Raw genomic sequence first — 26,798 nt, forward strand, 5'->3', positions numbered from 1 at the left:
AATATGTCTGAAGTCCCGCATTTGAGTTGACGATTGCTATACTCATATAGTTATATTCGTGAAGCGAGGTACGCCAGCCGTCAGAGGATCGATCAAGATGAGCCGAGTCTATGCCGCAGTGAGTAATAAGGGTGGCGCGGGCAAGACCACGCTCGTAACGCTCGCGGCGGGGGAGTATGCACTTAGAAACGAGCGGGTGCTTCTGATCGACGCCGACAGCAGGCAGAACCTATCGGGCTGGTGGCGATTGTGCCACAACAAGCAAAATGTGCCCGAGAACATCGAAGTCAAAACGGCTTCGACATCACGATCGCTCGAAACAGCGATCGATCGGTTTGCAGCTTCCTTCGACCTCATCGTCATCGACGCCCCCGGCGTCGATAGCTCCTTTCAGACGAGCATCATTCGCGCGTCGGAACTGGTGATTTCTCCTATCCAGCCGGCGATCAAGGAGATCGAGGCGGCTGGGCAGGCGGTCGCCTTGGTCAACGAGATAAACGACGAAGCAGGGTCCAGAATTCAGCACCTGAATGTGAAGACGCGCGTGACCGTCCCGGCCCGTAACCTCGAAGCCTATCGCTATATTCGACCATTCGTCGCTGGTTTGCAGGACGCCGCCTATCGCACAAGCCTGCTCGATACAGAATTGTTCGAGCGCAATATCTATCGCGAAATTCAAAACGGCCTAGGGACTTTGCAAATGCAGGAATTGACCGACAGCGTCCGAAAAGCCCGCGCCGAAGTTCAGGCGCTCGTCACGGAAATCGAGAGCAAACGATCAATCCATCTCAAGGGCATTGCCGCATGAACAAGCCGAGCCTAGGCCTTGACGACTTCATCATCGCATCGAAGGCGGCCAAAGCCGATCTCAATGCTGATGGTGGAAATGCGGGATCGATCGAACGTCACGCAAAAGACGAACCGGCGCGGCCGGTCGCAGCCCCTATCCTGCCCAATCTCTCGGAAAGTGCGCGCCGGCAGAAGGCGACCACAAGCGCTATCGCGGGGGAACGAGCGCGTCACGCACTCAAAAACCTGAAGCGCGCCAAAGAGCGCGACGCGAAGTTCTATGTCAATGTTGCGCTGGACTACGAGACGAAGGCGCGCCTGAAAAGGGCGGCGCATGAGAACGATGTCAAGATGACAGTGATCATGCAGGCGGCGATCGATTTTTATCTGAAGGAAAACGGGTACTGATGCCATGGATTGGCGAACGCCCGAGGTAAGAATTTCACAGTCGGCAAGAGAGACTCGGCGGCTGCGAATCGTCGACCGGATATTCGATGGCGAAGAGGAAAGCTACGCGGAAGCGCTCGCAGAGGCCTATCGGCTGAAGGTCCGGCCGCTTTGCCTCTGCCGGGAGCCAGGCATGCCCATGTATATCGCGCAGATTGGTGGGCAGTTGGTCGTCAAGCGTATGCCGCTCTCCGGCGGGGATCACCATGCGACTTGCCCATCCTATGAACCGCCTTACGAGCTATCCGGACTCGGGGCATTGATGGGGACAGCGATCAAGCTGGATGCGGTCGCAGGGTTTGCGGCACTGAAGCTGGATTTTCCATTGTCGAAGCGCGGGGCGTCGGGACCAGAGAACACTGATTCATCGCAATCAGACAGCGTCAAGAGCGACAGCAAACGACTTTCGCTGCGCGCACTTCTCCATCTCCTCTGGCATGAAAGCGGCCTCACCGAATGGACGTCCTATTGGTCGGGCAAGCGCCATTGGTGGCAAATCTATCATCATCTCATCGAAGCTGCTCGTACCATGTCGGTGCGGGGAGAGCCGCTTGCAGAACGCCTGTTCGTGCCGGAGCCATTTCGAACCGACGACAAGGCTGCGATAGAGCAGCGACGCAGCCAGGCGATGGCGGCATTGGCAAGGTCAGGGACCGGGCCGAAAAAACTGATGCTGCTGGTCGGTGAGATTAAGGAGTTCGCAGCCGCGAGAAGCGGGCAGCAGGTTGTCGTCAAGCACATGCCGGGTTTTCGCCTGCATCTAGAAGAGACGGTGTGGAGGAGGCTGCAGCGGCGGTTCGAGGCAGAATTGGCACTCTGGAAAAGCGATGACCGCCACCATCTGATCGCAATCGCGACGATCGAAGCTGGCTCGGCCGGCCTTGTGACGATCAATGAGATCGCTCTGATGACCGTCACCGAGCAGTGGTTGCCGGTGGAGAATGCGCATGAAGAGCGGCTTCTCGAAAAGCTCGTACGATTGCGGGGCAAGACGGTAAAAGGATTGCGTTTCAACCTCGCCACCAGCCAGCCACTCGCCAATGCGATTCTGCCGGAGGCTCGCCCTAAACCCACGGCCCTTTATATTGTGCCGCCCAATGCCGATGATCGGTTTGAGGCATCGCTCCGCGAGATGGTCGACGCACGACCGGACATGTCTGCATGGATCTGGCGGGTCGCGGACGGAGACATACCGCCACCCCCTTGGGACCCGAATTGAATGTTACCGCCGGCTGGCTGGTCTGCATTGTGGCGAGTGGCATGTTCCGCCCGCGACCCCACCTTGTGCCCTCTACACGGAGCCGGGCTCAAATCCACAGCGCTCGGTCGGATCACGATCGCATCGCGCAGCTCGCTGACGCTGCACAAAGAACTCCGGCGATCGCGCTGACGATGCGGCAACTGCGTGAGGGGCGGCGTCACTCGAATGGGCGGCGACCGCTTGCGGGCTCCAAGAGCGGCAGCGAATAGCACCGTCCGCCCCAGGCGTCTCGCCCGGATCATCCTGCCCATCCGACAACCCATCATCGTCATGAATCAATCAAGGTCGATCGATTCAAATCTCTCGTTGGACGCCGAGCCCGCTCTCGACGATCATGCCACCATGATTGCGCAACCCTACGAGCTATATGTCGAACGCGTCGACGCCACGAAAAACATGGCCCGCTACTATGCCATGTCGATAGAGCCGACCCTGTTCGGTGAAGCGTGCCTCATCCGCAGGTGGGGGCGCATTGGCGCCGGTGGTCAGAGGATGATGCATCATTTCACGCGGGAGGAGGATGCAGTCGAACTCTTCCTCGAGCTTCTGAGAAAGAAGCGCTCGCGCGGATACAGACCAAGGCCCCATTTCCAGCAAGGTCCCCTCCCCGCCCGGCACCGAGCTTTTTCGGACAACCCGCCGCCACGACTTCACCCGATCATTGACGGCGAAGCGAAGCTTCAAGCCTGACCGTCGGTCGATCCGACGGTTAGGCTTGGCAACATGGCAAAAGCCTCCCTCAAAAGGGAGGCTCGGCGCTGATGCGGCCTTCCTGCTCCGCCACGAAGACCTCTCGTTCGGCCAGCGCGAGTTCGAGTTCCGCCGCGATCTGCCGGCGCTCGTCGGGGTGTGCGTTCCGCAGCTCGGCCTTGAGTTCTACGATGGTCCAATCCAGTTCGTTCGTCATGTCGCCGTCTCCTTGACGTTTGTGAAAGACGAGCGCTCCGGTCATGGCGGGATGGAGGGGTCAAGGATCGCGATGGCGACCGGCGGAGCCGGCGAGTGGGGGAGCCGATTTTGTCGGAGAGGAGGGCACCGGAGCGGAGGCAAAATTGGGGGAACCGCTGGTCCTTGAGGCCTTCATGCCGCCATGGCACCCTCGGGCGGACTGAGCAGACTTTTCCTCTCCGTATGGCACCAAAAAATCTCGCCGCGGGCTCGATACCAGCTTCCGGTTTATCGTCGCTTGCCGCGGGTGGTCGCAAACCCGTTGGTATTTGTGGACAATCGCGTTGTAATAGGGAATTTGCCGCAGCGCGCCGATGACAGCGGCGGTCACTAGTGGCAGGGACTCCGGGTCATTCATGATGCGGAGAGAAAAAATGACCACGACCAACGAAATCGCCGACAAGATTGCCGGAGAGCACGGCCTGACCAAGGGACAGGGGAAAGCCATCGTCGAGGCTGTGATCGCTTCGATCACGGCGGCTGCCATTGCCGGCAACGAGACGTCCCTACCAGGTTTTGGAAAGTTCAAGGTGAAGGAAACACCGGAGCGAGAGGCTCGCAATCCGTCGACCGGCGCGACCATCAAGGTCGCGGCCGCAAAGAAGCTGAGCTTCCAACCGGCCAAGGCGCTGAAGGACGCGCTGAACAAGTAACACGTCAGAAGCCCCGCTCGGATCGAGCGGGGCTTTCGGCTTTATCAGCGACGCGTGCTGCGTGACCAGATGAGCTGCAATCCTTCCTGCCCCTGAACTTCGGTCAGCGTTGCGTAGATCGGCGCGGGGAAACTCGGGTCGTCGAGCTTGACCGAGATGTAGTCGCGCTCACTCTCGCGAGCCTGCTTCTGCCAGCCAGCGCCAAATTCGACATTGCCGGCCAGGACCCTGAAATCGGGAGCATCGTCGGAGGTGCGCTCGACGCGGACGATCTTGGCCTTGACGTTGAGGTTGAGGGTCTTGATCGTGCCGGTAAAGCCGTTTTCGGAAGCGGTGAAAGAGCCGATGGTTGCCATAGTCGTATTCCTTCTGTTGCTCGGGCCGCGCCCATCGCAGCCTCGATGGCTGTCGATGAGACCGGGAACGATCGGACCGCACCCCTTGGGGCCGTAACAAAGTGAAGAACGGCCTTTGGCCGAGGCTTTCTTGTCTCGCGAGGAATGGCGGCATATCCGGGGTCCCCACAGGACTTGTCGTGAGGGGTGGTCACCGCCAGGGGAAGAAAACGAGCCGGCCGTTGCGGGAGGACGATCGAGCCGAGCGTGCGAGGCGATTTCCGGTCAGACATGCCCCATCGAGACCGCGGGGGCGAGCTGTTGCGCGGAGAGGATCCGGCGCCTGGCTCCGTCAGGCAGATCGCGCTTTCGGCTGGCGAGACTCCGCACCAGACGCCGTCGAACATCGTTAAGACCGGCTAACAATCCCCATCGCAACGCAGATCCGACTGAAGATGACTGAAGTCAGAAAGTGCCGTGGCTCGCACTGGATTGGCGCGGCAATAAGCGAGCGGGTGCGACCGGCTTAGGAACGGTTCACGGCCGCCACCCTGCGGCTTGCCGCTGCATCCTAAACGGTGCGGGCGATTTTCTTGAGGAAGGCCGGGCTGAAACTGCCGAGCGGAACCGTGGACTCGAAATCGAAGGCCTTGTCGAGTTCGACCCAGTTGTACTCGTCGAGAATGATCCAGCACGGAAAATCGAGACCGGCGCGCCGGCATTCGATCTGGCTGATCGGCAGAAACAGGCGCTCGTGCTGCGGCGTTCGCGAGGTTATGGCGAACAGGACGACAACACCTGGCACGGACGACGACACAGACCGGTCGCGCCTTGCGACCTGTTTCTTCGCCGGCGTCTGCTGACGCTTCCAGAGATAGTGGAAACGGACGTCCCCCGCGTCAAACCTGCCCGTCCTCGAGCAACTCGTCGAGGCCATGCATCAACTCGGCGTGGACTTTGTCTGGTGCGTCGTCGAGATTGTATGCGGCAGTATCGGAACGGCCGAGCAGCTTTCGATACTGCTCCGCGGTCAAGATGACGAGCTTCTCCTTGCCTCGCTTGGTGAGCGTCACCGGTTCGACCAATGCGGCCTCGAGGATCTCGCCCGAGGCTCGGTTCATGTCCGAATAAGAAAACTGCTTCATAGGCACCTCCAGTCAATTGCGTAAAACACGTAATCTTTATGCAAGTCGGCCCGGAATAGCGACCAACTTGCGGGAGGATTATGCGGCCTCATCGTGCGGCTGAAGCGCGTGCAGATAACCGACGGCCCGTTGCGCATGCGCTGCGGCCTGGACGATAAACCGTTTGTCGCTCTCCAAAACCGAAAGCCATGACGCGAGATAGCTCGCATGGTCCGGGCGCGGCTCCATCTCCGGAACGATGCCGAGGTCGGCCGCAAGGAATGCCGCACCCAACTCGGCAATCAGTTCTTCGCGGGCCCGCTCCGACCGGTCTTTTGTGTATCTGGAAAGATCACGATTGAGGCGATGGGGTGCACCAGCCCAGTGAATTTCTTCATGGGCAAGCGTTGCATAATAGCTTTCCACGTCCCGGAACGATTCGATCGGAGGCATCTGGATATAGTCCGGCGCCGGCGCGTAGAAAGCCTTGTCGCCACCATGACGGATGAGGGCGCCGGTCGCCGCGAAGAAGGCATCGGCGTGCGCGATCCTGTCAACGGGCCGCACGGTATCGTCCTCACTCGGAACTGCATAGCTTTTAGGAAGGCCGTCGATCTGCTCGACATTGAAGACGGTGTAGGCCTTGAGGAAGGGAATATCGCGTTCGACCTCCCGCCCCTCGCCGTCAGTTTCGATCTTGCTGATACGGTTGGCATAAACGACCATCGAGCACGTCTCGCCCTTGCGGACGCGAGCGCCAAGTTCCAATGCCTGGCGAAACGTCATCCATGTCGATGACGAAAAGCCGCGTGCCATGCACTCCGACCAGAGCAGTAGCACGTTGATGCCCGAATAGGGCTCGCCGTTATGGCGCAAGGGCCGCGAAACGCGGCCACTCAGGTGCTTCGCGCTCCATGGCTGCAGCCATGGCCGCACACCCTCGTCGAGCGTGGCAACGATCTTGTCGGTGATGTGTGCATAGATGTCTGCACGTTCGCCGTTGTTCTTGTCTGACTTCTTCATGATCTTATCCCTCGACCCCGCGAACCGCGCCCTTCGCGGTTCGTCACGGCGGTCGAGAAAGCGGAGGCCGGAAGCGGTGCACCCGCTGGCATCCCGTCGATAGTTCGATCATCGCAGGCGGGCCGGAACGACAGTGGAGGACGGCTTGCCGTTGCGACCGTCCATCTCCGGACTCGGCTAGACCGCAAACCGGGACGAACCGTGACGGGCATCGTCAGCCAAACGACACGGAACAAGGCCGGGGCGCGCCGCGCACCGGTCTTGTTCGGAGATGAGGGCTTTTCGCCTCTTCCCTCAGTCGAAAGCGGACATCTGTAGCGAAGCCGCCTTCTGGTCGATCGATGGAGCGGCGGCAGCAGCGCCTGCCCGCTCATATGGCTTCCAGGTCTCACCAGTGATCTCTTCATAGGCGCTGACTGCGCCTTCGGCGGCCATGCGCAGGACGTGGGCCTGCAGGCCCATGTCGGCTGCGAATTCGCGCTTGCGCTGGGCGCGGCTGTCGAAGCCGACCGGGCCTTCAATATCCTCGTCGCGATAGTCGTTGGAAAGCTTGGTGGTGAGATCACGGGCTTCCGTGACCGAGCGGCTGTAGAACTGGCCGGCGCCGTAGGCGGAGCCGACGAAGGAGCCGACGATGCGCTGCATGTGGATCTGCATGGCCCTTTCGGCGAGACCGTCTTTCAGTGCCACGGCACTTTCGATGAGCTGGGCACGGTGGAGTTCGCGGATACCGTCGCTATCGACGACGGCCAGGCCGAAGCTTTCGGAGATGCGTTGTGCCTGCGCGCTGTCCGGGCAGGTGTGGCGGACCATCTCGAGGGTGGTGGCGCGCTGGGCGGCTGGGCGGGCTTTCGGTGCGGAACGGTTGAGCGATGTCATGATGAATGTCCTTGTCCGTGTTGGTTGAGCAAAGCCCGGGGCCTGCCGTTTTCCGGCACTGTCTCTCGGGTGCGGTCGACACGAACCGGCGAAGCGGCCTGGCCCAAGGTCAGGACGATGCGAGGCGAGAAAGGTGGGGTTGCGGACAATGCGGGGCGCTTGCGGTCTGCAGTGAACGCGGCAACGCCTTGCGAAGCAAGCGTCGAGCCTGCCGCCCCGCGGCGCGGACCGCGGCCTTTGACCGGGCTGCAGTCCGGTTCAGACCGCAGCAGAACCGAGGGCAGCGCCGGATGAACCGCTCGACGTGCGTACTCGGCCAACGCTGGCACATCATCGGCTTGCCGCGGTTCCGCCAAGCTCCTTTCAGACTGCGCCGAACTCGGAGGTAAATCCGCTTGGCAACTCCAGTCCCCGCACTTCATGTTGGGAAAGCTCCCCGCAGCGCTTCGACAGTTGCGGTCTGCAACTCCATTATCCTGCATTTAGCGCCGCGTGGCCAAGAGACCGCGGCGCAGGCCGATGGCCCGGGCTGGCAGGAGCGCATCAACGACGCGCCGCCTGCCGCCATGAAGGGGATCGTTGAACGTGGCGCTCACGCGGCCACCACTCAGGAGCGCGGTGCGGCGAAGCAATCAGGTTATCGCACTATCGAAAGAGTTTCCAAACAAGGAGCTAGTCACGATGGAGTCAACACGAGGATAGGCGGTCGGGTTCAAGCAGCACCGAAGCGGTGCAACATCATTCGAAGCCGCAGATTCTGTTGGCGAAGGCGATCAGCCAAAAGCGTCTTCAATCGGCGATTTTCGGCTTCGAGAGCAGACAATTCATCAATTGAAGCTTCGCTGAGAGACGCCAAGTGGGAAGTTACTGAGGTACCGACCTTATCGCCGTCTTTAGGCCTAGTTGGCGACTGACGGCCCGTGATCCCCGATCGACGGGGCTGTCTTGTCGCGACGGCGGCTTTTGCAACAACTTCGACAACGGCCAGTTCTTGAGGTTCTGAGCGCTTTTCCACGGTAGCAACGGCGATCGCAGCGATGGCATCAGAAGTCTCAGCCACCGGGGCGAGGATCGGCCCTGCAACAGGCGCGTTTTCTACGGCAGGCGCGACGACAATGTCTTCGACCGTCACGTCAGCTTTCTGCCCGTCCTCAAACAGCTGCGGCGCCACGCTGGCTGCCTGACGGGCAAATGCCTTCAGATCTGTACTGCCCCAGATGGATCCCTGCCTGACTGCCGATCGGCGGCCCTTCGACTTGATCTCGACAACGAAATTTCTCTGCGGAGTCTTCATGTCATTCCAATCATAACAGCCTGACCGGCAGGCTAACGAATATCAAAGCGCTCGAGCATCTTTTTCAATTGAGCGTTCTGCAGTTTCAGCTTCAGCGCCAAGGTAGCCTTCAGCGCCGCGATGTCTTCGTCGAGGGCGGCCACCTCCTGAAGAAATGTCAGAGGCTGCACCGGAAGAGATGCAGGTTGTGGGTCGTCGTTCGACTTGAACGGAGACTGCGTCACGACTTGAACCGAACCGGGCTTTATACGCTTCGACCGATTTTTGCTAGAGGTCGACAGGGCTTCCATATCGCCAGGGCTTGCCGGTGCTATTGCCACGACATCTGGATCTGGACGCTCGATTGCGACTTCAGGTTCTACTATGTCAACCGCTCGTTCCGACGGCAAATGGGAGGCGACTTCGCTCGGTTCGACTGTGGGCCTGACCACCGATGATGACGTAACCGGCGAAGCGGCGGCGACGTCTGTCGTTCCGAGCGAATGATCAGTCGACGCAGCTTTCGTTGCAGAAAGCGCCTGCGCCCCGTCCTGATCGCCTGCCTGATCCTCAGCCGGTTTGTCTGAAGCCGGGGGAACCAACGGCGACGATTGCGTTTTACGGCGCGACGTCAGGTCCGCGAGAAATCGCCATGGTGACTTCATAGTGCTTTACCCCCTGACTGAATGCGCAACGGCGCTGCGAGATCCTTGCAGATCCCGCTTGCCAAATTTCTTGGTTCGATATGCTTGCCGCTGTCAAAAGGCAGAACGACAGCACTGTTCGCGTCAGACGCGATCAAGCCGCCTGCGCAGATCGGCGTTTTCGTTGCGCAGCTTTTCGGCAAGTAGCTTGCGAAGACGCTGGTTCTCTTCTTCCAGCTTGATCAGATCTTCAATCTCATCAAGCACTGCGACAGGCGTTGGTTGCGGCTGTGGAACAGCCTTAGGCCTGCGCTTGGCTCTGGTAGCCTTTGCTGCAGCTTCGGGCTTTGCAACGACCGCTTTGGCCTTCCTGCCACGGCCGCTTGCAGCCTTTACGGAATCCGACGGTGCAGCAGCAGCTTGCGACGGAACGTCAGCCGGTGCGGCAACCGCCTTCTTCTGACGAGGTGCCCGCGTCTTCTTCACAGGGGGTGTCTCTACCGGAGCCGCTACGCCTACGGCAACAGCGGGGGCAGCGTTATTCTCTTCAGCCATCGATCATCTCCTTTACAGCCGAACCCTTTTCGGCCGGGCGAGATACTCTGTCAACAGGGGCTTGCGCGGGCCTTTGCTTTGGTTTGCGTGTACGCGGACCATTGGGTCGTTGGCACCGATCTGCATCGCGCGTCAAAGGATTACCCTAAAGCTATGAAACCTGATGTTTGTCTGTTTGTACGGCGCACAAGGAAATACTGCGCTCTACTCTTGCGGGGGGCGCCTCTTCTGGAGCCGGAAAGCACGAACATGCCATGCGACGATGCAGAATGCCATCGATAATTGGCAGTGACGGGCAACTATGACATCGAAATGTCATATAGGGGGTTCTACGGATTTCTTCAGCCAGCCTTGATCGCAGCTTGTATATCCCTTTCCACGTCCTCCATCTCCGCCGCGACGAGATCGCGTTCGATGTCGTCGAGTTCATTTCGCTTAAGAGCAAGCGAAGGCGAATGTCTCTCCAAGGTGCGGCCGGTAGGACACCGGCGGCCGTTCGGAATCCTCCAATCGATTGCGGTAGCTCCAGCGTTCAGCTTCCATGGTCGACAGGGCATGCCACGGCGCCATTGGGCGTCTCGGTATCCTTCAAAATTGACAACCGCCCCGGTCGTTGCCGACCGAAAGTGCGTACCTCGTCGTACGCGCTTGGTTGTGGCGGTTCGTGACGGCTGGCGACACCTTGGAAGATCTTGCGAGTTTCGGGACGACAAGTCATGGCTTTCTCCTGAGGTTCTGGCCCGAAAGCCTTGCCTCGAGACATTTTGATCACCCCATCGGCACGTCCGGGTCAGGAGGCGACGCCAACGGGCAAAGCCTTGCCCTTGACGCGGCGAATTCCCATGCAGCGGGCCAGCCTTCAGCTCTCTACCTTGTCCGTCTCTGCTGAAGATCCTCGTTCCAGTCTCCGGCGTTCGGGCGAAGCCGCTGGAAACCGCAGTCCAGGCTCGACGCGATCTGTCGCAACCTATCGGCATAGGCCTCGCCCTGGCTATTGCTGTCGGTCGCAGCCACAACGAGATCGAGGTCACCGGCGAGCAACGTCACGGCACTCTCGGTTGCCGGCGACCAGCCGCCCGCCGTACTGGCATAGAGCGTATCGTCGCGGCGACCCTCGAGTGCCGATAGGCTAAGTGCGTCAATGGCGGCTTCGGTGACGCAAAGCCGGCCGCCGACCGAGTTTCCGAAGCGAAAGAGCGTCTTGGCGCCCCCGGTCGAAAATCCGCGCCACACGGGTCCCCTCTCCTCCCAGCCGGAGATCCTGCCGTCATTGTCCTGATGGGCGAACCAGGCGCTGCCGGAAGGTCCCTGCCTGATGAGGCTGCCGTCGATCGCGTGTTGCAGCACACGGCGCGGAATGGCGCGTATGCGGAACAGGTAGTCGTGCGCACGCGCGCCTTGGCACAACAGCGGGCGGGCCGCCCATCGTGTGGAGATGTCGGCGGCCATTCTGCGCGACGTGCGCGCCCGCCATGTCGGGTGCAATGGCTGAACGCCGGCCAAGGCTTCGACTGCCGCCAGCGTTGCCTGAAAATTTCCGGGCTGAAGCAAGCCAATCAGTGCAAAGATGTCTCCCTTTCGGTCCGACAGCGGATCAAACCAACCCCTCCCCTCGTGGGTGACGATGATGATCTCACCGCGGCGTCGGAATTTGACGGCGCGGCGCGTGCTCTCCTTCAGATCGATTGCAAAACCAGCCTGCTCCAGGGCAACGGCGCAGGAGACTTGCTCGCGCAGCCGCTCGATATCTTCTCTTTGCATGTCCAATGTCCTTTCCGCCCTCCTGATTGTCAGGGCAACCCCCACCAGCCGCGAAGACCGGCGACTGCAAGGGCGCGATTTGAGGATGAGCAGCGATGAGATAATGTGCGCGGCGAAGCTTCCCTTGCGGCCGACGGGGCGCGAGCGGCAAAATCGACGGTGCGACCTGGCGGATTTCAGTTGCGGTTAGAGCGCGGCCGGTTCGAAACGGGTGGTAAGGGTGTAAACGCTCATACGAAAAGCTCCGCAACGACATCGGTAGCGTAAGCGTGTTCTCCCTTGCGTTCGTAGCTGGCCAAGTCCGCCTATTTAGGCCAACTTCAAGAACACCAAGGACAGTGCCCCAGGAAGGACAAGGATTTTGCGTCAGCAGAGAAGCGAAGGCGTGATACAGGTAACTCTCAGACCTGAGCACGGCCTTACACAGGGCAGAACGCAGCGATGCTAAAGACCGATACTCGCCAAGCGAACTGGCGTCGTGCTAATCCGAGCAAATATGATGCCGACCTTGCCGTGCAAACTATGTCTAATGTCTGCAATGGCGATCGCAATAGCCATGGAAATGCCGGATGAAGCTATCGATGCGTAGGGCAAAGAACACCGCTGTCACCGTACCCGTCAGAAACTCGCGCGAATGCACGTCTCGCCTACAGGCCATACTCACTTCTGGAGTCGAGAAAGGCCTCGATCCCCTCCGGCGGATTGCTATGATTCTGAACTTCTGACACTGCTGGGGCACGTCATCCTAATGACGGCAGTAACCTGTTGGCTCTTGCGAACACCGCCCGACAGGCTGGTCGAATTGGCGCCTGCCAAGTCCTGGTCGTGAAATGATCTCAGCTGCACCTAATGCTTCATCATCAACGGAAGCGCGGCATGCGACAGCAGATGACGGGTGATACGACCGAGAAGCAGTTCCAGGAAATAGCCGTGCTTGAATGCGCCGATAAGTAGGCAGGTGGCATTCGCCGACCTGGCGAAATCGAGGATTGCTTCCGCTACGGATCGACTTCCCGAGTCGATCGCGACGACATCGCTCTTGAGCCCAAGCTGGTCAAAGAGCTCCCTCGCAGTGAACTGGTAGCTTCCGTCCGGTTTGTCGTTGACGCATACAACGGTCACGCGATCGGCCGCGGCCAGCCAGCGCCGGGCGGCGACGACCGCGCGCTGCGCATGATCATGCGGTTTCCAGCCGATCACCACATGTCCCAGCAGGTTGCCTCGATAGGGACCGGGCGGCGGCGCCAGGACGAGCTTGTGTTCATTGAACAGAAGATCGTGGAACGCGTCGCGGGCATCCATGTTGCCGTGACACGGAGCGACTACAAGCGCCGCCTCATGGCATTTGCTGGTCACACAGCGATTGAGATCGCCGCGGCAGTCGTCCAGAAGGAGACGCTCTCTATCGGACTTGGCCTGCTTCCAGTCCTCGAAGGCGGAGGTGACCCGCTCCAATCGCTGCGCTGGCGAGCCTTCGTCCAAATCTCGCAGCATCTGCAGGTCAATCTCCTCCGGCGCGGCGATCATCCTTACAGGATCGGCGCCAACGTGGGCGGCGGCCATGGTGCCGCAGACCGCGCGGGCGGCGTCTTCGGCGACGTCCAGGCAGATCCGCGCAGTTGCCGGATCAGGCAGCAGAGCGAGAACGTCGGCATGGACGGTGACCTCATACATCACGGTACTCTGGCCCGAAAGCCGGCGCGCCAATCCCGCTGTTCGCGCTTTTGTGAAGATCCTGACCGACCTGTGTTGTTCGGCGCGTGAAGTTAACTCATATCAAGTGCCGATGCCGATGGGACAGAGATCGATGGACGACTTTCTCGCCATGTTCTGCTGCGCTACCGCTCTCGTGAAGGTCGATCATCACGGCGGAATACCGGCCCATTATACAAAGGCGCCATTTGCTAGTCTAGACTGGCCCTTGCGAGGTGACGAGGCGCCGCCTTAGCCCGCTGACGTCGATGCGGCTGGCCCCAGTGTTCCCTCACCAAGGAATCAACGACGACTTGCGCAGCCACGCATCGCTGTTGAGGTGATCGAGAATGAACGTTGCCACGTCTACCCGCGATATCGAGCCACCGCGAAAGTTGCTCAGATTCGTCAGAGACCTGATCGTGTTACCCCAGGCTTGTTGTTAAGAACCGACGGACGGACGATGGTCCAGTCGACATCGCTACCCTTGATGATTGCCTCCTGCCGGTTCTTGTCGGCATAGACATCGCGCAGGATCAGCGGGAAGATCACATTGTCGAACAGGAAGCCGCCGTGTCCTGCGTCTTCTTTCGACCGCTGCCAGCAGAGACGGAATGCCAACAAAACCTGATTGTAATGTGGTATCTCGTATGGCCGCAGCAATGGCAGCGAGGGAATGTTTCCGCTTCGCCTCTTGCCGTGTTTGCCCCGCAAGCGGGGCAAGCACATTGTCGCTTGGTAGCTGGTTCGTTCTCCGCCGATCAGGCAACTTCCTCTGACAGCCGTTCAAAGATCGGTTTCAGCCGCCGATGGCGTCCGACCGGCGGATGCTCGATTTCGACGAGGCGCCCTGATTTCTTCTGGCGCTTCAACCAGTCGCGCAGGGTCTCGGCGCTGGTATGATCAAGATAATGCAGGCGGGTACCCGCGATCGTGATCTTACGACCCTCGGGAAGCGTTTCCAGCATGTTGAGCAGGACGGGAACGTCCTTGCAAGTCGCCACGCCGACGAGGTCGAGGTGGATGGATTCCTCATCCTCCAACCTGTCGATGGCAAGTTTGCGACGTAGGTGCGGAAGGATTTCCAGTATGGACAACGCAAGGCCGAGCGCCACGCCGACGAGCAGGTCCTGAAGCACCACCATCGCCACCGTCGCGGTCCAGATTCCCACGGGAACCCAGCCGTGATGATCGAAGAGGTGCCGGACGTGATGGAGACTGATCAGCCGCCATCCTGTCACAAGCAGCACCGCGGCAAGTGCGGTCAGCGGTACCATCGCGAGCAGCTGCGGCAGTAATGCCACGAGCCCAAGGATCCAAACGCCGTGCAGCACGGCCGAGGCCCGCGTCCGTGCGCCGGCCTGAATGTTGGCGGACGATCTGACGATGACACCGGTAATCGGCAGGGCACCAAGCAGACCGCAAAGTCCGTTGCCGATGCCCTGGGCGAACAACTCCTTGTTGAAGCGGGTCCGCACGCCATCGTGCATGCGATCAACGGCGGCGGATGACAGCAGCGTTTCCGCGCTGGCGATCACCGCGATGACAAGCGTCGTCACGATGATACCGGGCTCTATCATCCTGGCGAAGCCATCGAGCGTCGGCAGGGTAATGCTTTCGATGAGAGAGGACGGCACCTCCACTCTTGCGATCGGCAGCTGCATCCCGACGGTCAATATCGTACCGGCCGCGACCCCCACCAGGGCACCAGGCACCAGCATCAGGGACTTCGGCCTGAACTTTTCCCAGGCGATCATGGCAAGCAAGGAAATCAACCCCACGAGGAGGGCGACCGCTTCACGCGTCAGCCCTGCGCCCCATACGCGAGCGAAGGTCTGCTCCATGGCAGTGACGTTCTCAATGCCTCCGGCAGCAGGTCTTGCCCCCATCAGCACATGGATCTGGCCAAGGATGATGAGGATCCCGATCCCGGCGAGCATGCCGTGAACGACTGCAGGCGAAATTGCCCGAAACCACGAGCCGATCCGCAGGAATCCCGCAAGGACCTGCAGCAATCCCGCCACGATGAGAACCGGCCCGAGCATGGCAGCGCCATATTGCTCGACGAAGCCGAAGACGATCACGGCTAAACCCGCCGCCGGCCCCGACACCTGAAGTGGGGATCCGGCCAAAAGGCCGACAACGAGGCCGCCGACAATGCCGGATATGAGGCCCATGGCCACAGGAACTCCTGACGCCACCGCAATCCCGAGGCAAAGCGGTATGGCAACGAGGAACACGACGAGCGACGACGCGAGGTCGCGCGAAAGAACAGAGCTGGAAATCAACGGCCTACTCCGCGGCTTGCGGAATCACATGCGGACGACCACGACCCTTAACCGCGACAGGCAAGGGCCCGTCCTCAAGGATCTCCGTGAAGCGAGCAGCTGCACCGTCATAGACGAGCACCTCCCCCGTCTCGATATCGAAGAACCAGCCGTGCAGGGTAATGTCGTTGGTCGCCAGCTTGGCGGCGACGGAAGGATGCGTGCGCAAGTGATCGAGCTGGACGACGACGTTTTCCATCGCGATGGCGCGAACCCTTTGACGCTCGGACAGGTCGACGGGATAGGCTTCGCAAACAATCGAATGGGCAGCATGACTATGCTTCAGCCAGGCAGCGACATTCGGCATCGGCTTCAGAAGATCGGGATGGCAAAGCCCTTTCATCGCACCGCAATCGGAATGCCCGCACACGATGATATCACGAACGCCGAGTGCTACGACCGCATATTCTATCGCCGATGATACACCGCCATTTGCTGTGGAAAAGGGAGGAACGATATTTCCGGCATTCCGGCAGACGAAGAGTTCGCCGGGGCCGGACTGCGTGATCGTTTCGGGCATCACCCTGCTGTCGGCGCAGGAAATCATCAGCGCTTGCGGCTGTTGTCCCTCCTCCGCCAGCTTGCGATAAAGCGCCTGATGGTCTGGAAAGACGGCACCGCGAAAGCTGGAGATCCCTTTAAGCAAATCACCCATTGTCGAGTCCTTGTGATGGGCCGGACGGCAGGCAGGGGGCGTACCCATGCCCGGCGGGTTGGAATGCGCGATCATTTCGCAAGTGCGAGATAGGTGAAGTTGCCGGGAAAAAAATAGCCGATACGGAATGAGTGTAATCTAATTTATGAAAATCTTGTGAGTGGATTGTGAAATGATTTTAGTCGACGCCCGCTTAGCGCGATGGACGTTGAAATCTCAAATTCGTTTCGGTGAAAGTGTCTCTCGGTGAGATCCAATGCGGTGGGGTCCCCGATAAGAGTGGAGCTATTCCTGGCCGCTGGACCGCTGCCGCACGTCTTCGCGCTGTTCTGCCTTGGCCGCCGGTATTACCCGCGCCGGACCCACGGGGCCACCTTTCGTGTCTGCCAACGGCTCCTTTCTGGTGGTACCGTTTGCGATGATCAACACGCTGTCGTAGAAGCCCTTCCCGATGGAGGATCTAGGAGGTATGGCATCGTGCATGATGCTGATCACCGTCGTGCTCGGACAGGCATCCTTGATCGCTTGGTGGAAGGCAACCGTGGCGTCGGGGTCGAGGGCGCTCGTCGACTCATCCAGAAACAGCAACCCCGGCTGGAGCAGGAGTATCCGCGCGAGTATGATTTTCTGCTTTTGCCCCCCGGACAGAAGCTGGTCCCAGCTATGCCCTTTGCGCCCGTCCTCGGCGAGGTCGCCAACAAACTCGGCAAGGCCGGCCTTGGTCAATGCGACGGCGAGGTCGACATCCGAATGGGCTTCAACGAGATCCGGCATGCAAATCAATTCTTTGAGGGATATCGGGGGGAGGTTGACATCCTGAGCGGCGTACAAGCTTCGCACACTCTCAGGCAGAATTGCCGCGCCGCGACCATGCGGCCAGAGACGATTTATGGCCTTGAACAGCGATGACTTGCCGCTGCCCGACTCTCCGACGAGCAAAGTCCATTCACCCGGCATGAAATGGTGCTCACCGGTCCTGATAAAAGGCACATCATCGCCCTCATGCATCAGTTCCAGACCATCGAGGGTCAGGCCAAGTTTTGAGTCCTGCGTGCTATAGCGCAGTTCGCAAACGCCGGTTCGCGCATAGAACTTGCGCGGCCGCTGCACATCCTCGATCGCCCTCGCAAGTTCGGTTAGGCGACCTAAATTCGCCTTGAGCGTCGATATGTCCGGCATAACGTGGATGAACCAGGAACAAGCGATTATCAGCGCGTTCGCCAGTTCGGCTCCCGTAACGTAGGTTTGCAGGCTGATCTCATTGTCGACATAGGGCAACAGACCCGGCGCGTAGGCGACAATCCGAGAGCCCAGAAAATTGTAGAAGAGCTCGAATGCCATATATCCGGAAACCAGCTTGTTCAGCCGAGCCCAGGTGCGATCGATGTCGAGATAGCGACGTTTGTGAATACCTTTCTGCGCAATCTCGCCCGAGGCGGCGGCGATATAGAAGCTGTTGTGGAGAAGGGTGTTCAGTTCCCCGCGGTAACTGCCCTCGGCCCTTTGCATTGTATTGTCCAGGACTTGTAACACCGCCCCCAGCTTCGTGGCGACGAAGGTTGCAATCGGGACGTAGGCAACGACGGCAACAAGCGTCAGGAAGGCGCTACCATATTCGCCGAAGAACGGCAGCCCGTTAATCGGGGCAGATGTTTCGATGATCTTTCTGCCAACAAAGGCAAGCGACAGCAGCACCCCGGTAATACCCATAGCGACTCCGATGGCACCGCCGGCCATGCCCTTGACCGATTCCTGGACACGCTGATCAATATTGTCGGGGACCGAAATCTTGGGCGGTATGGCATGGGTTGCGCCATGTTGGAGGTGATAGTGCGTATGGTTGCTGTCGAGCAGTGCATCGTTGAACCGCTGGTCAAGCCAAGAGCGCCATTTGCGGTGCAACGTGGTTGAGAAATAATGACGGACGGAGATGAAGCCTACATCCCGAAGGAGCACGATCGCGGCAAGTATTGCGGCACTCCCAAGGATTGTTCTTAGAGTCGCAGGATGTTCAGGACGGTGAAGAAGGGCGATCGCGCTGACAAGCTGGCCCGATACTTCTGCAAACCAGACACTGGCCATGGCCGACAAGGCTGTAAGTATAATGATCACCGATGTCAGCCCCCATGCCTCCAGCCATTTCTTCGACAGCCAGTAAGCAGCCATGAGGCCAGAGAAGCTAAGCATCGAGGAAACCGGAGTTGCCGGTTGTTGCTCTACGGAACGACGGCTCAGCCAGCGCAACGCAACCTCCCGCTGTTAATGAGCTGGTGTCTGCACACACAGTGCTTGCGGCAGGATGAGGGCTCACAAGCGGAAAATTCTATACAAGGCAGGTCGGGTGACGCCAAGAGAGAATTCGCTGCTGCTATGGTCTCGGGTTCGTCCTTGCTGACGGTTAAGAACATGGCGTAATGGTGGCTCCTCGCCTTCATTGATGCGGTCGCGTGAGGGCTGCATCCATTGTCTGGTCGCATTGTTGGTCGCGAGGTGCATTGTGAAGCCTGTTGATGAGCGCCGTATCCATCAGATTTTCGAGATTGGTGTCTGGCTGAAGGGCGCGCATGCCCTGATCGAATGCATAGGCGGCCTGCTGCTTTATGCGGTCAGCACCGACACAATCGCCGCTTGGGTCAATGCCGTCACACAGGATGAATTGATCGAAGACCCGAACGATTTTGTTGCCGGCCATCTGTCGCAGATGGCGAACCATTTTTCCGTCGCCAGCGAGCATTTTTACGCCTTCTACCTCCTCAGCCACGGCCTGATAAAGCTGCTCTTGGTCACCGGGCTTTTGAGAGGCAAGCTCTGGTCGTATCCGGCTTCGCTCGCCGCATTGGGCGCGTTCATGGTCTACCAACTGTATCGCTATTCCTACACCCATTCGTTCGGCCTGCTTGGCCTGACCGCCTTCGACGCGATTGTCATGGTACTGATCTGGCATGAGTGGAGGGTCGTGCGGCAACACAAGCCGGCATGATGGCAGAAGTTCTTCGTAACCTACCTGATAGCATCAGATCGACGGCACCCATTCGTATCATCGGACCGTCCTCCACGACCAGGACGACCGGGTTGCCATTCAATGAGGGTTGAGCCGTAGGGCGGCGAGGTAAATTGCGTAAGTAGCATTTGGTTCTTACACCGCTGAAGACAGGTCGTTTTCGAGGTTAGCGGCTTCCCGATGGCTGATCGTAACCACGGCACCCGGACCCGCGTCGCTCAACTCAATTTCACCGTTCAGGTTCTTCACGAGCGCTTCCACGATACCTGTGCCTAGGCCGGCATTGGGCGCATCGTTACCGATCGGCATGCCGATGCCGTTGTCGGCGATGGAGAGCGTCCAGTCGTTGCCGGATGATCGATAGTCGATCACGATTATTCCTTTTCGTTCGTCGGGGAAGGCGTGCTTCAGGGCATTAATCACAAGCTCGGTCACGATCAGCCCCAGGCTAACGGAAACATTTCCATCCACGACGCTGTCATCGACCTTCACCTTAATCGATAGCCGGTCAGGGTCAGCTATCATGGACGCACCAAGGCTTCGGGATAGCTGAGTAAAGTAGGTCCGTAGCTCAACCTTGCCTTCAAGTGACGTGGAGAGTTGCTGTTGCAGGGCTGCGATTGACATGACCCGGTGATGTGCGTCGCGAAGATGCCCGCGCGCTTCCTCCGACTGAACCCGGCGTGCGCTTTGCATTAGAACGCTTGCAATGATCTGCAGGCTGTTTGCCACCCTGTGCTGGACCTCCTGTAGCAGGACGGCTCTATCGCGGATCAAGTCATCTTTGATCCGGGCTTCGGCGCGGGCGTCGGTTACGTCTGCTATGGCGAGGAGCAGCCGAATGTGGTCCATGTCACCATCATCAAGCGTTCGCGCATTAAGGACCAACTGCCGGGTCTTCTGCCCTGGCCGCTTGAGGTCTATCTCGTAAGCCTCGATGTTCGCACTTCCCGAAGCCGTCGCCCCGAGAAGTGACTCAAGCGTGGGCATCGCCCATTCCCCAGCTCCAAGTTCGCTGAGCCGCTTACCGGAAACTGACGCTGGGTCGATATCGAAGGCCCGGCAGAACGATGCACTCGCTGCAATGACCTTCAGATCGTCGGACAGGAAAAGCAGTGGTTCGATAGATGACACCACCACTGCAAGAGTGCTCGCCGCTTCGAAATGCACTGTAGGCGTCTGTAGCATGGAATGGCCCTCATGGACGGACCGAAGACTCACCGAGCAAGTCATTACTCGGCAGCAAAGCGGCCAAGCAGGACTGGCCAAATTCGACAATATCACTGTAGCACGCTTGAGACGTTATCGATGCATCCGATTTCGCATTTGGTGTCGCAGGGCATCCGGCGGTGACCGCGTCCCGCTGCCGGGAAGTGGCCGGAATGGCCGCCTTGCGGCTGGACGAACGCCTCTCGCCCAATTGTGGCTTAACGCGACCCACAACCTGGCGCGAACCGCGCATTGCCTAAGCAATGCGCGCCACGCTCCGACTTGGTTTTCTGCCGGATCGGGTCCGCGTCACAGAGCTTCGTGCAAGCGCTGGCTTCAGTCGTACAACATCGTCCTGTTTCTTGATCGGAGTCAATCGGATCCCCGCATGGCGTGGTCGGTTGGGGTCATCGCCCTTGCGTCACCCTTATCGAACGGGAAGGCCCGCATGCTGAAACACCGGATTGCGGCGCGCAGGACTGATGCCGGCATGAGCCTGGCCAACGCCAAGTTGGCCGAGGTCAGGATACATACGGTGATTGCGGGCTTTCCAGATGCTTTCGACCCCGACGAACTGCTGTTGGCGCCCATCGTGGCCTGCGCGATCAATGCCATCGAACGAATTACGCCCAAGCTGGACTTCAACCTTGATGACGTCGACATCTGCCTTCACGCAGTGCGGCACGATGCGCCTCCCCGGATAGTCTCGGTCGACTACGAAGTCGTTGTCGATACCGACGAGAGCGATCAGCGGCTGGAACTGCTGCACAAGTATGTCCGCAAATATGGCACAATCTCGAACACTTTCGCAGCGGCATCACATCTCGAGGGCACGATCAGGAGAAAATTCATGAGCCGTCTGCACACGGAGACCCATCTGGTCTCGCGCATCGGCTGGCTACGGGCAGCCGTGCTGGGCGCGAACGATGGCATCGTGTCAACCGCAAGCCTGATCATGGGCGTCGCCACCGCATCTGCCGATACCCAGCAAATCCTGGTGGCTGGTGTCGCCGGTCTCGTCGCAGGCGCAATGTCCATGGCAGCCGGGGAATACGTGTCGGTGAGTTCGCAGGCAGACACCGAACAGGCCGACCTGGCGCGGGAGCGAAAGGAACTGGAGAGGTTGCCGGAAGCCGAGCTTGAGGAACTGACTCAGAACTACGTCAAGCGGGGTCTCACCCGCGAGCTGGCAGGACAGGTTGCCGTGCAGTTGACTGCCAACGACGCCCTTGACGCGCATTCCCGCGACGAACTCGGCATCGTCGAACACCTGGCTGCCCGACCGATCGAGGCGGCAGCGACCTCGGCTGCCACCTTCGCGGTCGGAGCCGCAATGCCCCTGCTCATGGTCGTCTTTTCGCCCGCTTCAATGCTGGTCTACGCTGTGGCGGTCGCATCGTTGCTGTTTCTCGCCCTGCTCGGAGCAATTGGCGCGAAGGCGGGCGGTGCGCACGTTCTCAAAGCCACCGCGCGCGTCACCTTCTGGGGCGCATTTGCGATGGCGCTGACCGCAGGTATTGGGGCGCTGGTCGGGACTGCAATTTAATGCGGTGTCGGTCCGCCCAGACCGATCAGCTCGGCGGGGCCTCCTTGTCACGGCAATTCGGATTCTGGCCGCTCTCAAAACTCCGCGACGACATCCTCAAGCATCGACCGATTCTTGCCGACCAGACTCTTCAGCATGTCGTTGTCGATTGCCTGCATCGATGCGACTGGATCGATCGCGCTCACCATGACGTCGCCCGCATTGATGGCCCGTACGATCACGTTGCACGGCAACATGGCCCCGACCTTCGGTTCTTGCTTCATAGCTTCGTATGCCATCTGCGGCCTCAGGCCGCGAGGATCGTTCGCTTGCCGTCGACAGAAAGTGCGGGCGCCCTTCCACATCGATTGGCCGTCGAAACAGCATTCCTGGCGGCGCTAGAACTGTTGCCCGATCGTCATGGCGGTGCTGGCAGCCTGCTCCAAGATGTTGTCCATCATCGACCTCAGCGTACGTGCGGGTCCCTGTCGCGGCGCAGGCGAGACGCGACGATGGCGTTAGCTTCCGGGGCCAACAGATCGTGCTTCTCAGCAAAGGCGGCAAATAGGCCGCGGGCGATCTCCGCTTCGATTTCACCGCGCAGCGCGGCTCCACACGCCTTAAGCGCAACTGAGTGCGTGTTATCTCTGCGCGCCGCCGGCCACTCGACGAGATAGCGGTAGGCGTCCATCGCGCTGCGAACCTCCGCCGGAAAGCCGAGGCCGACCAGAATAGAAACAGGCTCTTTGAACATATCGGGTTTCATCACGCTCTCCTTCCTAACCCGGGATGTTGTCGGGCGCCGCCGCCGCGACGCCCTCGTTGAGGGGCTCTGCTTAAGCGACCTTCTGCGCTTCGATCTGCGCGGGAGCAGCCGATGGCCCAAGAGCCGGCGCAGACTCGATGGCAATTTTCCGCGGCTTCATTTCCTCCGGTATTTCACGAACGAGATCCACGGACAGGAGACCGTTCTTTAGATCCGCTCCGTTCACCCTGACGTGGTCGGCGAGCTCGAACCGATGTTCGAACGGCCGACCGGCGATGCCGCGATAAAGGTAGGCTTCGGCAGCCGCCTCCTGCTTCTTGCCGGTCACGGTCAGAAGGTTGGACTGGAATGTGATGTCGAGATCGTCCCCTGCGAAGCCTGCCACCGCGATCACAATCCGATAGCTGTCATCGCCGGTCTTGACAATGTCATAGGGCGGCCAGTCGCTGATCGAGCGGGCGCGCTGAGCATTTTCGAGAAGATTGAAGACCCGATCGAAACCGACGCTGGATCGGAACAGCGGTGCGTAGTCGTAGGATGTTGCCATAGCCATATCCTCCTTGAGCAACATGGATACGGAGCGCCTAAAGATGGCGCTTCCAGCAAGGCCAGCCCCATCTCAGCGGCTGGCGGCTATCGATTTGGTTTTTGAGGATTTCGGATTCAAGAGCTGCGGCTGAGAAAAATTAGCGCGTCGAGACGACCTCTCGATCGAATTCAAATCTTGCCGCCACCGGACCAACCGCGGAAGTCAAAGCCGGCGATCAAACGAGGGCGAGTGAACAGGCGCGACGCCTGATCCGCAGCGCGATCCCGAACTCAACGAGGATGCGCTACGACGGCATTACGACGAACTCGGGCTTCATCAATCCCAACCCCGACTCGCTTCAGGCAATCGCGCCGACAACCCGAAAATACTAAGGACCATTACCGGCGATCTGAAAAGCGCGGGTGGAACTAGACCCCCGAGCATTTCACGCGATCAGAAGAAATTAAAACGGAGGCTCGAAGTCATTTTGGCGAGCGTCCAGCTCGACAAAGGTGACCGTCTCCGCTCGAACCCGCCGATCGACAATCTCGTCAACAACGCCGGTGCGGTTTGATCAGCGAGTTTACGCCGCATCACGTCCTCTGAGCTCAACACAGCAGGAGAATGGCGCTTCATCGCCGGCGAATGAGCCATCTTCGTGGGCTCTCGATCGGGCGAAGCTACCAGGTCGAACTGCTGCGTCGTCGTCAGCTCGGCAGCCGCGCGCTACCAGTTGGGCTCCCTCGATGGCTGCGAGGTTGCCGGGCGTGCTCCTTCAGGTCCTGTTCGCCTCGAAAATGGCGCTGATCGATCCCTAGAAGGTGGGCGTCTGCGAAGCGGTAGAGCGTGCCGGACATCATTGCTGAACCCCGCAGCATCCGAACCGGTCGTCGCGCTTTGCGCGCAGTGGATCAAAAAGGAGCCCCGCCGAAACGGGGCAATTTATGGAAAGGAGGGACCGCACAGGTAAGAAGGGTTGACGTACGGACCCGTCACAAGAGTGGCGGCTGTGCGATCCTTGTCGACATAACGATAGATATTCGGAAAGGTTCCCGTGCAGTCCCGCACCAACCGCTGGATAGATCGCTGGTCATACCAATATTCGGTCACAAGCCAAAAATCGCCCGCAATTTAAGGCGCCCAGCTGGCTGGAGGAACAGGCACTCTTCGACAGCTACAAGGCCGGGCTGATTGTCGACCCTCAAGCGTACCCGGGACCGCCATCACGAGCGTCAACGCCCGGAAGCCTTCACGAGAGGACATCCTGTCTCGCAAAGGGACAGACCGTAAGCCTTTTCACACCCTAAACATTTCGCTCCCCGTGACCACTCGGCAGGCGCTTAATAGGGACCGAGAAAGGTGATGACTCTTGGCCCCAGGCTCCCCTCCTTCGCCTCAGTGTCATTGGATGAGGTGCTCATGATCCGATCAATGCATGACCGCGGTCGCCCTTGGCCAAACCTGCTGTGTGCGAGGCTATGCTCGGAGTTTCGCTAGGCCCCACAACCGCATCAGTTCTGCCGGGGCCGAGATTTCCGCCGGAATCACGAAAGGGTCTTCGATTCTTCGCGTGGAAGTAGTGCGCCTCTTAATCGGCAGGCCGTGACCAATGTTGCGGACCAAATAGAGCGCGACCTTCAGCTCACCTGCCACCTTCCACGACTGCAACCTGCCCCAGGGCTTTTCTTCGAGCCGTCCGCGGCTCTCATCAATGCCACGGACTTCAAGCCACTGAGCAACACATGCGAGTGCGTTGGTGCGATTGACAATCCTGTCGTCCATTCCCTGCCAAACGGTCAGCGCGGGCCACGACGTGGCTTGTGGGGTGAGCTCGGTGACGGGTTTTCCCCACCCGCCGGGCGGCGGCGTCGCTCCCAACTTCATCGCGCCCATCGCGGACATTGCATCCCGAGCAGAGCCGAATGGCATGCCCGCGATGATCGCGGCGCCGGCAAAAAGATGAGGATAGCTCGCGACCAGCGCCCCCGTCATTGCGCCACCGGCGGACAGTCCCGCGACAAAGATCCTCGAACGGTCTATGCGATATCGCTCGCACGCGTGCTCGATCATCTGCTTGACTGAAAGCACCTCGCCGCGGTCTCGAGCGACGGCGCTCGGCCGGAACCAGTTGAAGCATCCCTGCGCATTGTTGGCTCTCCTCTGCTCAGGATAAAGGAGAACAAAACGTCGCTCTTTCGCGAGCACGGAAAAGCCGGTGGCGACATCCAGGCTGTCAGGAGATTGACGGCAGCCATGCAGCAACACGACAAGTGCGGGGTTCTTCGGCAGCCGCGTTGCCGGTACGAATGATTTCATGATCAGGCGGCCCGGATTGCTTCCGAACCCCGCCGTCTCGACCAAAACCGTTTTTGGAGGGGATGTTGGCCTTGCACGGATCGGCTTACGTTGCGGCGCTTTGAAAGCCTTCTCAACAAGCCTGCTGATTTTTTTCTGGGCTTTGAAAGCCTTTGAGAGCGATTTGCCGAAACTAAACTTCATACGTCCACGGTCTCAAGCCGCGACAAAAGTGTCCGGAGACCCGGCTGCGCGGCATCGCGGAGAGCATCCTTCAGCAGAAACCACTGCGTCTTGCGGATACCTTTCTCCGGAAACCTGCTGGCGACCTTCGACACCTTGAGGAGATGGACCGTGACATTATATTGGTTCGTGCTGGTATCCTTGCGATAGGTAAAATTGCCAAACGGCGTACTGCCGACAACGCCGAGGATGCCGGCCTCCTCGAACGCCTCCCTTAGGGCGGCCGCGCTACTCGGCTCGCTGCCCTCGATATGCCCTTTCGGGATACCCCATCGGCCGTTACGGCGGCTGCTCACGAGGAGGACCTCCAACCGTCCCTTCCGATCCCGCCGGTAACAGATGGCACCTGACTGCGCGACGTCGAGACTGACGACATCGTTGGAAAATTCGTTCTGGGCAGCCTCGTGAAGCATGGGCGTCCTCCCATTTCGAGCCTTGCAAAGTAGAATGGCGACACCGGCGAGTCCAGCCGATCGACACGCATGATCTGAGAGCCGCGTTGATATCGTCCAATTCAAACCTGGAGTACATCCTCGCAGATTCAACTCAAGCCCAGTAAAGCCCGGGGGCGCTTCTATGTTCCCACCTACGCGCCATTTGCCGGCGGTTCGATCGTGCTTCACCAGGCGAGGACAAGGACGATCGCGGCCCCAAACGCGAGGACTGTATGAAAGCGCCTTCTGCCAAAGATAGCACGATGGCCCAGGCGCCAAAGGGCCCGAAACAATGGGGCTGGCTGGACTGGCGATCTCGGGCAACGGCAAGCGGTTCCAAAGCGCGAGCGACGACCAGGCCGATGCAACGGTGATAAGCAACGCGCGCTCTGCATTAATCGCACCCTATCCTTGGAAGGCTTACGGGACG

Annotated in this window: 27 protein-coding genes and 3 pseudogenes; 8 read left to right on the plus strand and 22 right to left on the minus strand. The window is 59.6% G+C overall.

Translation table 11 applies throughout. The annotated features are described in order from the left end of the window. Positions 1-97: 97 nt before the first annotated feature. From EFD55_RS18640 to EFD55_RS18655, 4 genes are all read left to right on the plus strand, one after another. Positions 98-808 carry a ParA family protein gene (locus EFD55_RS18640; protein ID WP_125846518.1) on the plus strand — a complete coding sequence of 237 codons (711 nt, stop codon included), beginning with the start codon at positions 98-100 and terminating at the stop codon, positions 806-808. Beyond that, positions 805-1,197 (plus strand): hypothetical protein, encoded by a 393-nt coding sequence (locus EFD55_RS33810; RefSeq protein WP_210276263.1) that lies wholly within the window; start codon positions 805-807, stop codon positions 1,195-1,197. Before EFD55_RS18640 ends, EFD55_RS33810 begins: the two co-directional genes overlap by 4 nt. 4 nt (positions 1,198-1,201) lie before the next feature. Continuing rightward, the gene (locus EFD55_RS18650; protein WP_125846519.1) at positions 1,202-2,455 is read left to right on the plus strand and encodes a DUF1173 domain-containing protein; all 1,254 of its coding nucleotides are present in this window, start codon (positions 1,202-1,204) and stop codon (positions 2,453-2,455) included. 207 nt (positions 2,456-2,662) lie between these two features. Then, positions 2,663-3,187, plus strand: a complete 525-nt coding sequence (locus tag EFD55_RS18655; RefSeq protein ID WP_245438496.1) for a WGR domain-containing protein — start codon at positions 2,663-2,665, stop codon at positions 3,185-3,187. A 49-nt stretch (positions 3,188-3,236) separates the two neighbouring features. On the opposite strand, the gene EFD55_RS33220 is transcribed toward EFD55_RS18655, so the two are convergent. After that, entirely contained in the window at positions 3,237-3,404 is a 168-nt protein-coding gene (locus tag EFD55_RS33220) for a hypothetical protein (protein ID WP_165504836.1), read from the minus strand. Positions 3,405-3,819: 415 nt separating this feature from the next. Here EFD55_RS33220 and EFD55_RS18660 point away from each other — a divergent pair, with 415 nt between their 5' ends. After that, positions 3,820-4,098 (plus strand): HU family DNA-binding protein, encoded by a 279-nt coding sequence (locus EFD55_RS18660; RefSeq protein WP_125846520.1) that lies wholly within the window; start codon positions 3,820-3,822, stop codon positions 4,096-4,098. A gap of 44 nt (positions 4,099-4,142) precedes the next feature. On the opposite strand, the gene EFD55_RS18665 is transcribed toward EFD55_RS18660, so the two are convergent. The 15 genes and pseudogenes from EFD55_RS18665 to EFD55_RS18735 form a co-directional block, all read right to left on the minus strand. After that, on the minus strand, positions 4,143-4,454 hold the full coding sequence (locus EFD55_RS18665; protein ID WP_125846521.1) for a DUF736 domain-containing protein: 312 nt from the start codon (positions 4,452-4,454) through the stop codon (positions 4,143-4,145). Positions 4,455-5,004: 550 nt separating this feature from the next. After that, positions 5,005-5,370: a hypothetical protein gene (locus EFD55_RS18670; RefSeq protein ID WP_245438497.1), complete on the minus strand. Its 366-nt coding sequence runs from the start codon at positions 5,368-5,370 to the stop codon at positions 5,005-5,007. Continuing rightward, the gene (locus EFD55_RS18675) at positions 5,333-5,578 is read right to left on the minus strand and encodes a type II toxin-antitoxin system prevent-host-death family antitoxin (RefSeq protein ID WP_125846522.1); all 246 of its coding nucleotides are present in this window, start codon (positions 5,576-5,578) and stop codon (positions 5,333-5,335) included. Before EFD55_RS18675 ends, EFD55_RS18670 begins: the two co-directional genes overlap by 38 nt. 78 nt (positions 5,579-5,656) lie before the next feature. Beyond that, positions 5,657-6,580 carry an ArdC family protein gene (locus EFD55_RS18680; RefSeq protein ID WP_125846523.1) on the minus strand — a complete coding sequence of 308 codons (924 nt, stop codon included), beginning with the start codon at positions 6,578-6,580 and terminating at the stop codon, positions 5,657-5,659. 294 nt (positions 6,581-6,874) lie between these two features. Next, positions 6,875-7,459 (minus strand): hypothetical protein, encoded by a 585-nt coding sequence (locus EFD55_RS18685; protein WP_125846524.1) that lies wholly within the window; start codon positions 7,457-7,459, stop codon positions 6,875-6,877. 712 nt (positions 7,460-8,171) lie between these two features. Further along, positions 8,172-8,753: a hypothetical protein gene (locus tag EFD55_RS18690; RefSeq protein ID WP_125846525.1), complete on the minus strand. Its 582-nt coding sequence runs from the start codon at positions 8,751-8,753 to the stop codon at positions 8,172-8,174. Between the two features lie 32 nt (positions 8,754-8,785). Then, positions 8,786-9,397: a hypothetical protein gene (locus EFD55_RS18695; protein WP_125846526.1), complete on the minus strand. Its 612-nt coding sequence runs from the start codon at positions 9,395-9,397 to the stop codon at positions 8,786-8,788. Positions 9,398-9,520: 123 nt separating this feature from the next. Next, positions 9,521-9,931 carry a hypothetical protein gene (locus EFD55_RS18700; RefSeq protein ID WP_125846527.1) on the minus strand — a complete coding sequence of 137 codons (411 nt, stop codon included), beginning with the start codon at positions 9,929-9,931 and terminating at the stop codon, positions 9,521-9,523. Between the two features lie 867 nt (positions 9,932-10,798). Continuing rightward, positions 10,799-11,692 (minus strand): DUF3991 and toprim domain-containing protein, encoded by an 894-nt coding sequence (locus EFD55_RS18705; protein WP_125846528.1) that lies wholly within the window; start codon positions 11,690-11,692, stop codon positions 10,799-10,801. A 544-nt stretch (positions 11,693-12,236) separates the two neighbouring features. Beyond that, positions 12,237-12,323 (minus strand): annotated as a pseudogene (locus tag EFD55_RS18710) (DUF1419 domain-containing protein); the annotation flags it as partial. 215 nt (positions 12,324-12,538) lie between these two features. After that, the gene (locus tag EFD55_RS18715) at positions 12,539-13,366 is read right to left on the minus strand and encodes a universal stress protein (protein ID WP_125846586.1); all 828 of its coding nucleotides are present in this window, start codon (positions 13,364-13,366) and stop codon (positions 12,539-12,541) included. A gap of 426 nt (positions 13,367-13,792) precedes the next feature. Then, positions 13,793-14,005 carry an NAD(P)H-binding protein gene (locus EFD55_RS34220; protein WP_312860837.1) on the minus strand — a complete coding sequence of 71 codons (213 nt, stop codon included), beginning with the start codon at positions 14,003-14,005 and terminating at the stop codon, positions 13,793-13,795. A gap of 140 nt (positions 14,006-14,145) precedes the next feature. Next, on the minus strand, positions 14,146-15,672 hold the full coding sequence (locus EFD55_RS18725; protein ID WP_125846529.1) for a SulP family inorganic anion transporter: 1,527 nt from the start codon (positions 15,670-15,672) through the stop codon (positions 14,146-14,148). Positions 15,673-15,676: 4 nt separating this feature from the next. Next, positions 15,677-16,366, minus strand: a complete 690-nt coding sequence (locus tag EFD55_RS18730) for a carbonic anhydrase (protein ID WP_125846530.1) — start codon at positions 16,364-16,366, stop codon at positions 15,677-15,679. 285 nt (positions 16,367-16,651) lie between these two features. After that, a complete protein-coding gene (locus EFD55_RS18735; protein WP_245438498.1) occupies positions 16,652-18,610 on the minus strand; it encodes an ABC transporter ATP-binding protein/permease in 1,959 nt (652 codons plus the stop codon). Between the two features lie 253 nt (positions 18,611-18,863). On the opposite strand from EFD55_RS18735, the gene EFD55_RS18740 reads away from it, so the two are divergent. Then, positions 18,864-19,346, plus strand: a complete 483-nt coding sequence (locus EFD55_RS18740) for a DUF2127 domain-containing protein (protein WP_125846531.1) — start codon at positions 18,864-18,866, stop codon at positions 19,344-19,346. A gap of 156 nt (positions 19,347-19,502) precedes the next feature. On the opposite strand, the gene EFD55_RS18745 is transcribed toward EFD55_RS18740, so the two are convergent. Then, positions 19,503-20,555: a sensor histidine kinase gene (locus EFD55_RS18745; protein ID WP_125846532.1), complete on the minus strand. Its 1,053-nt coding sequence runs from the start codon at positions 20,553-20,555 to the stop codon at positions 19,503-19,505. Positions 20,556-21,066: 511 nt separating this feature from the next. Between EFD55_RS18745 and EFD55_RS33225 the strand changes: the two are divergent. Both EFD55_RS33225 and EFD55_RS33230 read left to right on the plus strand, forming a co-directional pair. After that, positions 21,067-21,384 (plus strand): annotated as a pseudogene (locus tag EFD55_RS33225) (OsmC family protein); the annotation flags it as partial. Positions 21,385-21,426: 42 nt separating this feature from the next. Next, positions 21,427-22,122 (plus strand): VIT1/CCC1 transporter family protein, encoded by a 696-nt coding sequence (locus tag EFD55_RS33230; protein ID WP_165504841.1) that lies wholly within the window; start codon positions 21,427-21,429, stop codon positions 22,120-22,122. A gap of 74 nt (positions 22,123-22,196) precedes the next feature. Here EFD55_RS33230 and EFD55_RS18755 read toward each other — a convergent pair. From EFD55_RS18755 to EFD55_RS18775, 5 genes and pseudogenes are all read right to left on the minus strand, one after another. Then, positions 22,197-22,406 (minus strand): annotated as a pseudogene (locus tag EFD55_RS18755) (DUF302 domain-containing protein); the annotation flags it as partial. Between the two features lie 161 nt (positions 22,407-22,567). Then, positions 22,568-22,867, minus strand: coding sequence for a DUF982 domain-containing protein (locus tag EFD55_RS18760; protein WP_125846535.1), 300 nt, complete (start codon positions 22,865-22,867; stop codon positions 22,568-22,570). Positions 22,868-22,937: 70 nt separating this feature from the next. Beyond that, on the minus strand, positions 22,938-23,414 hold the full coding sequence (locus EFD55_RS18765; RefSeq protein WP_125846536.1) for an Hsp20 family protein: 477 nt from the start codon (positions 23,412-23,414) through the stop codon (positions 22,938-22,940). A gap of 1,458 nt (positions 23,415-24,872) precedes the next feature. Beyond that, positions 24,873-25,895, minus strand: coding sequence for an extracellular catalytic domain type 1 short-chain-length polyhydroxyalkanoate depolymerase (locus EFD55_RS18770; RefSeq protein ID WP_125846537.1), 1,023 nt, complete (start codon positions 25,893-25,895; stop codon positions 24,873-24,875). Next, on the minus strand, positions 25,892-26,347 hold the full coding sequence (locus tag EFD55_RS18775; RefSeq protein WP_125846538.1) for an NUDIX hydrolase: 456 nt from the start codon (positions 26,345-26,347) through the stop codon (positions 25,892-25,894). Before EFD55_RS18775 ends, EFD55_RS18770 begins: the two co-directional genes overlap by 4 nt. Positions 26,348-26,798 lie beyond the last annotated feature (451 nt).

Source organism: Rhizobium pisi (genome assembly GCF_003938655.1).
Taxonomy (GTDB): domain Bacteria; phylum Pseudomonadota; class Alphaproteobacteria; order Rhizobiales; family Rhizobiaceae; genus Rhizobium; species Rhizobium pisi.

Excerpts from the sequence above, each read along its gene's own strand:
- EFD55_RS18675 (WP_125846522.1), bottom strand. The coding sequence starts at position 5,578 with ATGAAGCAGTTTTCTTATTCGGACATGAACCGAGCCTCGGGCGAGATC.
- EFD55_RS18690 (WP_125846525.1), bottom strand. The coding sequence starts at position 8,753 with ATGAAGACTCCGCAGAGAAATTTCGTTGTCGAGATCAAGTCGAAGGGC.
- EFD55_RS18665 (WP_125846521.1), bottom strand. The coding sequence starts at position 4,454 with ATGGCAACCATCGGCTCTTTCACCGCTTCCGAAAACGGCTTTACCGGC.
- EFD55_RS18680 (WP_125846523.1), bottom strand. The coding sequence starts at position 6,580 with ATGAAGAAGTCAGACAAGAACAACGGCGAACGTGCAGACATCTATGCA.
- EFD55_RS18655 (WP_245438496.1), top strand. The coding sequence starts at position 2,663 with ATGGGCGGCGACCGCTTGCGGGCTCCAAGAGCGGCAGCGAATAGCACC.
- EFD55_RS33230 (WP_165504841.1), top strand. The coding sequence starts at position 21,427 with ATGAGCCGTCTGCACACGGAGACCCATCTGGTCTCGCGCATCGGCTGG.
- EFD55_RS33220 (WP_165504836.1), bottom strand. The coding sequence starts at position 3,404 with ATGACGAACGAACTGGATTGGACCATCGTAGAACTCAAGGCCGAGCTG.
- EFD55_RS33810 (WP_210276263.1), top strand. The coding sequence starts at position 805 with ATGAACAAGCCGAGCCTAGGCCTTGACGACTTCATCATCGCATCGAAG.
- EFD55_RS18745 (WP_125846532.1), bottom strand. The coding sequence starts at position 20,555 with ATGCTACAGACGCCTACAGTGCATTTCGAAGCGGCGAGCACTCTTGCA.
- EFD55_RS18730 (WP_125846530.1), bottom strand. The coding sequence starts at position 16,366 with ATGGGTGATTTGCTTAAAGGGATCTCCAGCTTTCGCGGTGCCGTCTTT.
- EFD55_RS18650 (WP_125846519.1), top strand. The coding sequence starts at position 1,202 with ATGGATTGGCGAACGCCCGAGGTAAGAATTTCACAGTCGGCAAGAGAG.
- EFD55_RS18670 (WP_245438497.1), bottom strand. The coding sequence starts at position 5,370 with ATGGCCTCGACGAGTTGCTCGAGGACGGGCAGGTTTGACGCGGGGGAC.
- EFD55_RS18715 (WP_125846586.1), bottom strand. The coding sequence starts at position 13,366 with ATGTATGAGGTCACCGTCCATGCCGACGTTCTCGCTCTGCTGCCTGAT.
- EFD55_RS18700 (WP_125846527.1), bottom strand. The coding sequence starts at position 9,931 with ATGGCTGAAGAGAATAACGCTGCCCCCGCTGTTGCCGTAGGCGTAGCG.
- EFD55_RS18770 (WP_125846537.1), bottom strand. The coding sequence starts at position 25,895 with ATGAAGTTTAGTTTCGGCAAATCGCTCTCAAAGGCTTTCAAAGCCCAG.
- EFD55_RS18775 (WP_125846538.1), bottom strand. The coding sequence starts at position 26,347 with ATGCTTCACGAGGCTGCCCAGAACGAATTTTCCAACGATGTCGTCAGT.
- EFD55_RS18765 (WP_125846536.1), bottom strand. The coding sequence starts at position 23,414 with ATGGCAACATCCTACGACTACGCACCGCTGTTCCGATCCAGCGTCGGT.
- EFD55_RS18640 (WP_125846518.1), top strand. The coding sequence starts at position 98 with ATGAGCCGAGTCTATGCCGCAGTGAGTAATAAGGGTGGCGCGGGCAAG.
- EFD55_RS18760 (WP_125846535.1), bottom strand. The coding sequence starts at position 22,867 with ATGAAACCCGATATGTTCAAAGAGCCTGTTTCTATTCTGGTCGGCCTC.
- EFD55_RS18685 (WP_125846524.1), bottom strand. The coding sequence starts at position 7,459 with ATGACATCGCTCAACCGTTCCGCACCGAAAGCCCGCCCAGCCGCCCAG.
- EFD55_RS18705 (WP_125846528.1), bottom strand. The coding sequence starts at position 11,692 with ATGCAAAGAGAAGATATCGAGCGGCTGCGCGAGCAAGTCTCCTGCGCC.
- EFD55_RS18695 (WP_125846526.1), bottom strand. The coding sequence starts at position 9,397 with ATGAAGTCACCATGGCGATTTCTCGCGGACCTGACGTCGCGCCGTAAA.
- EFD55_RS18660 (WP_125846520.1), top strand. The coding sequence starts at position 3,820 with ATGACCACGACCAACGAAATCGCCGACAAGATTGCCGGAGAGCACGGC.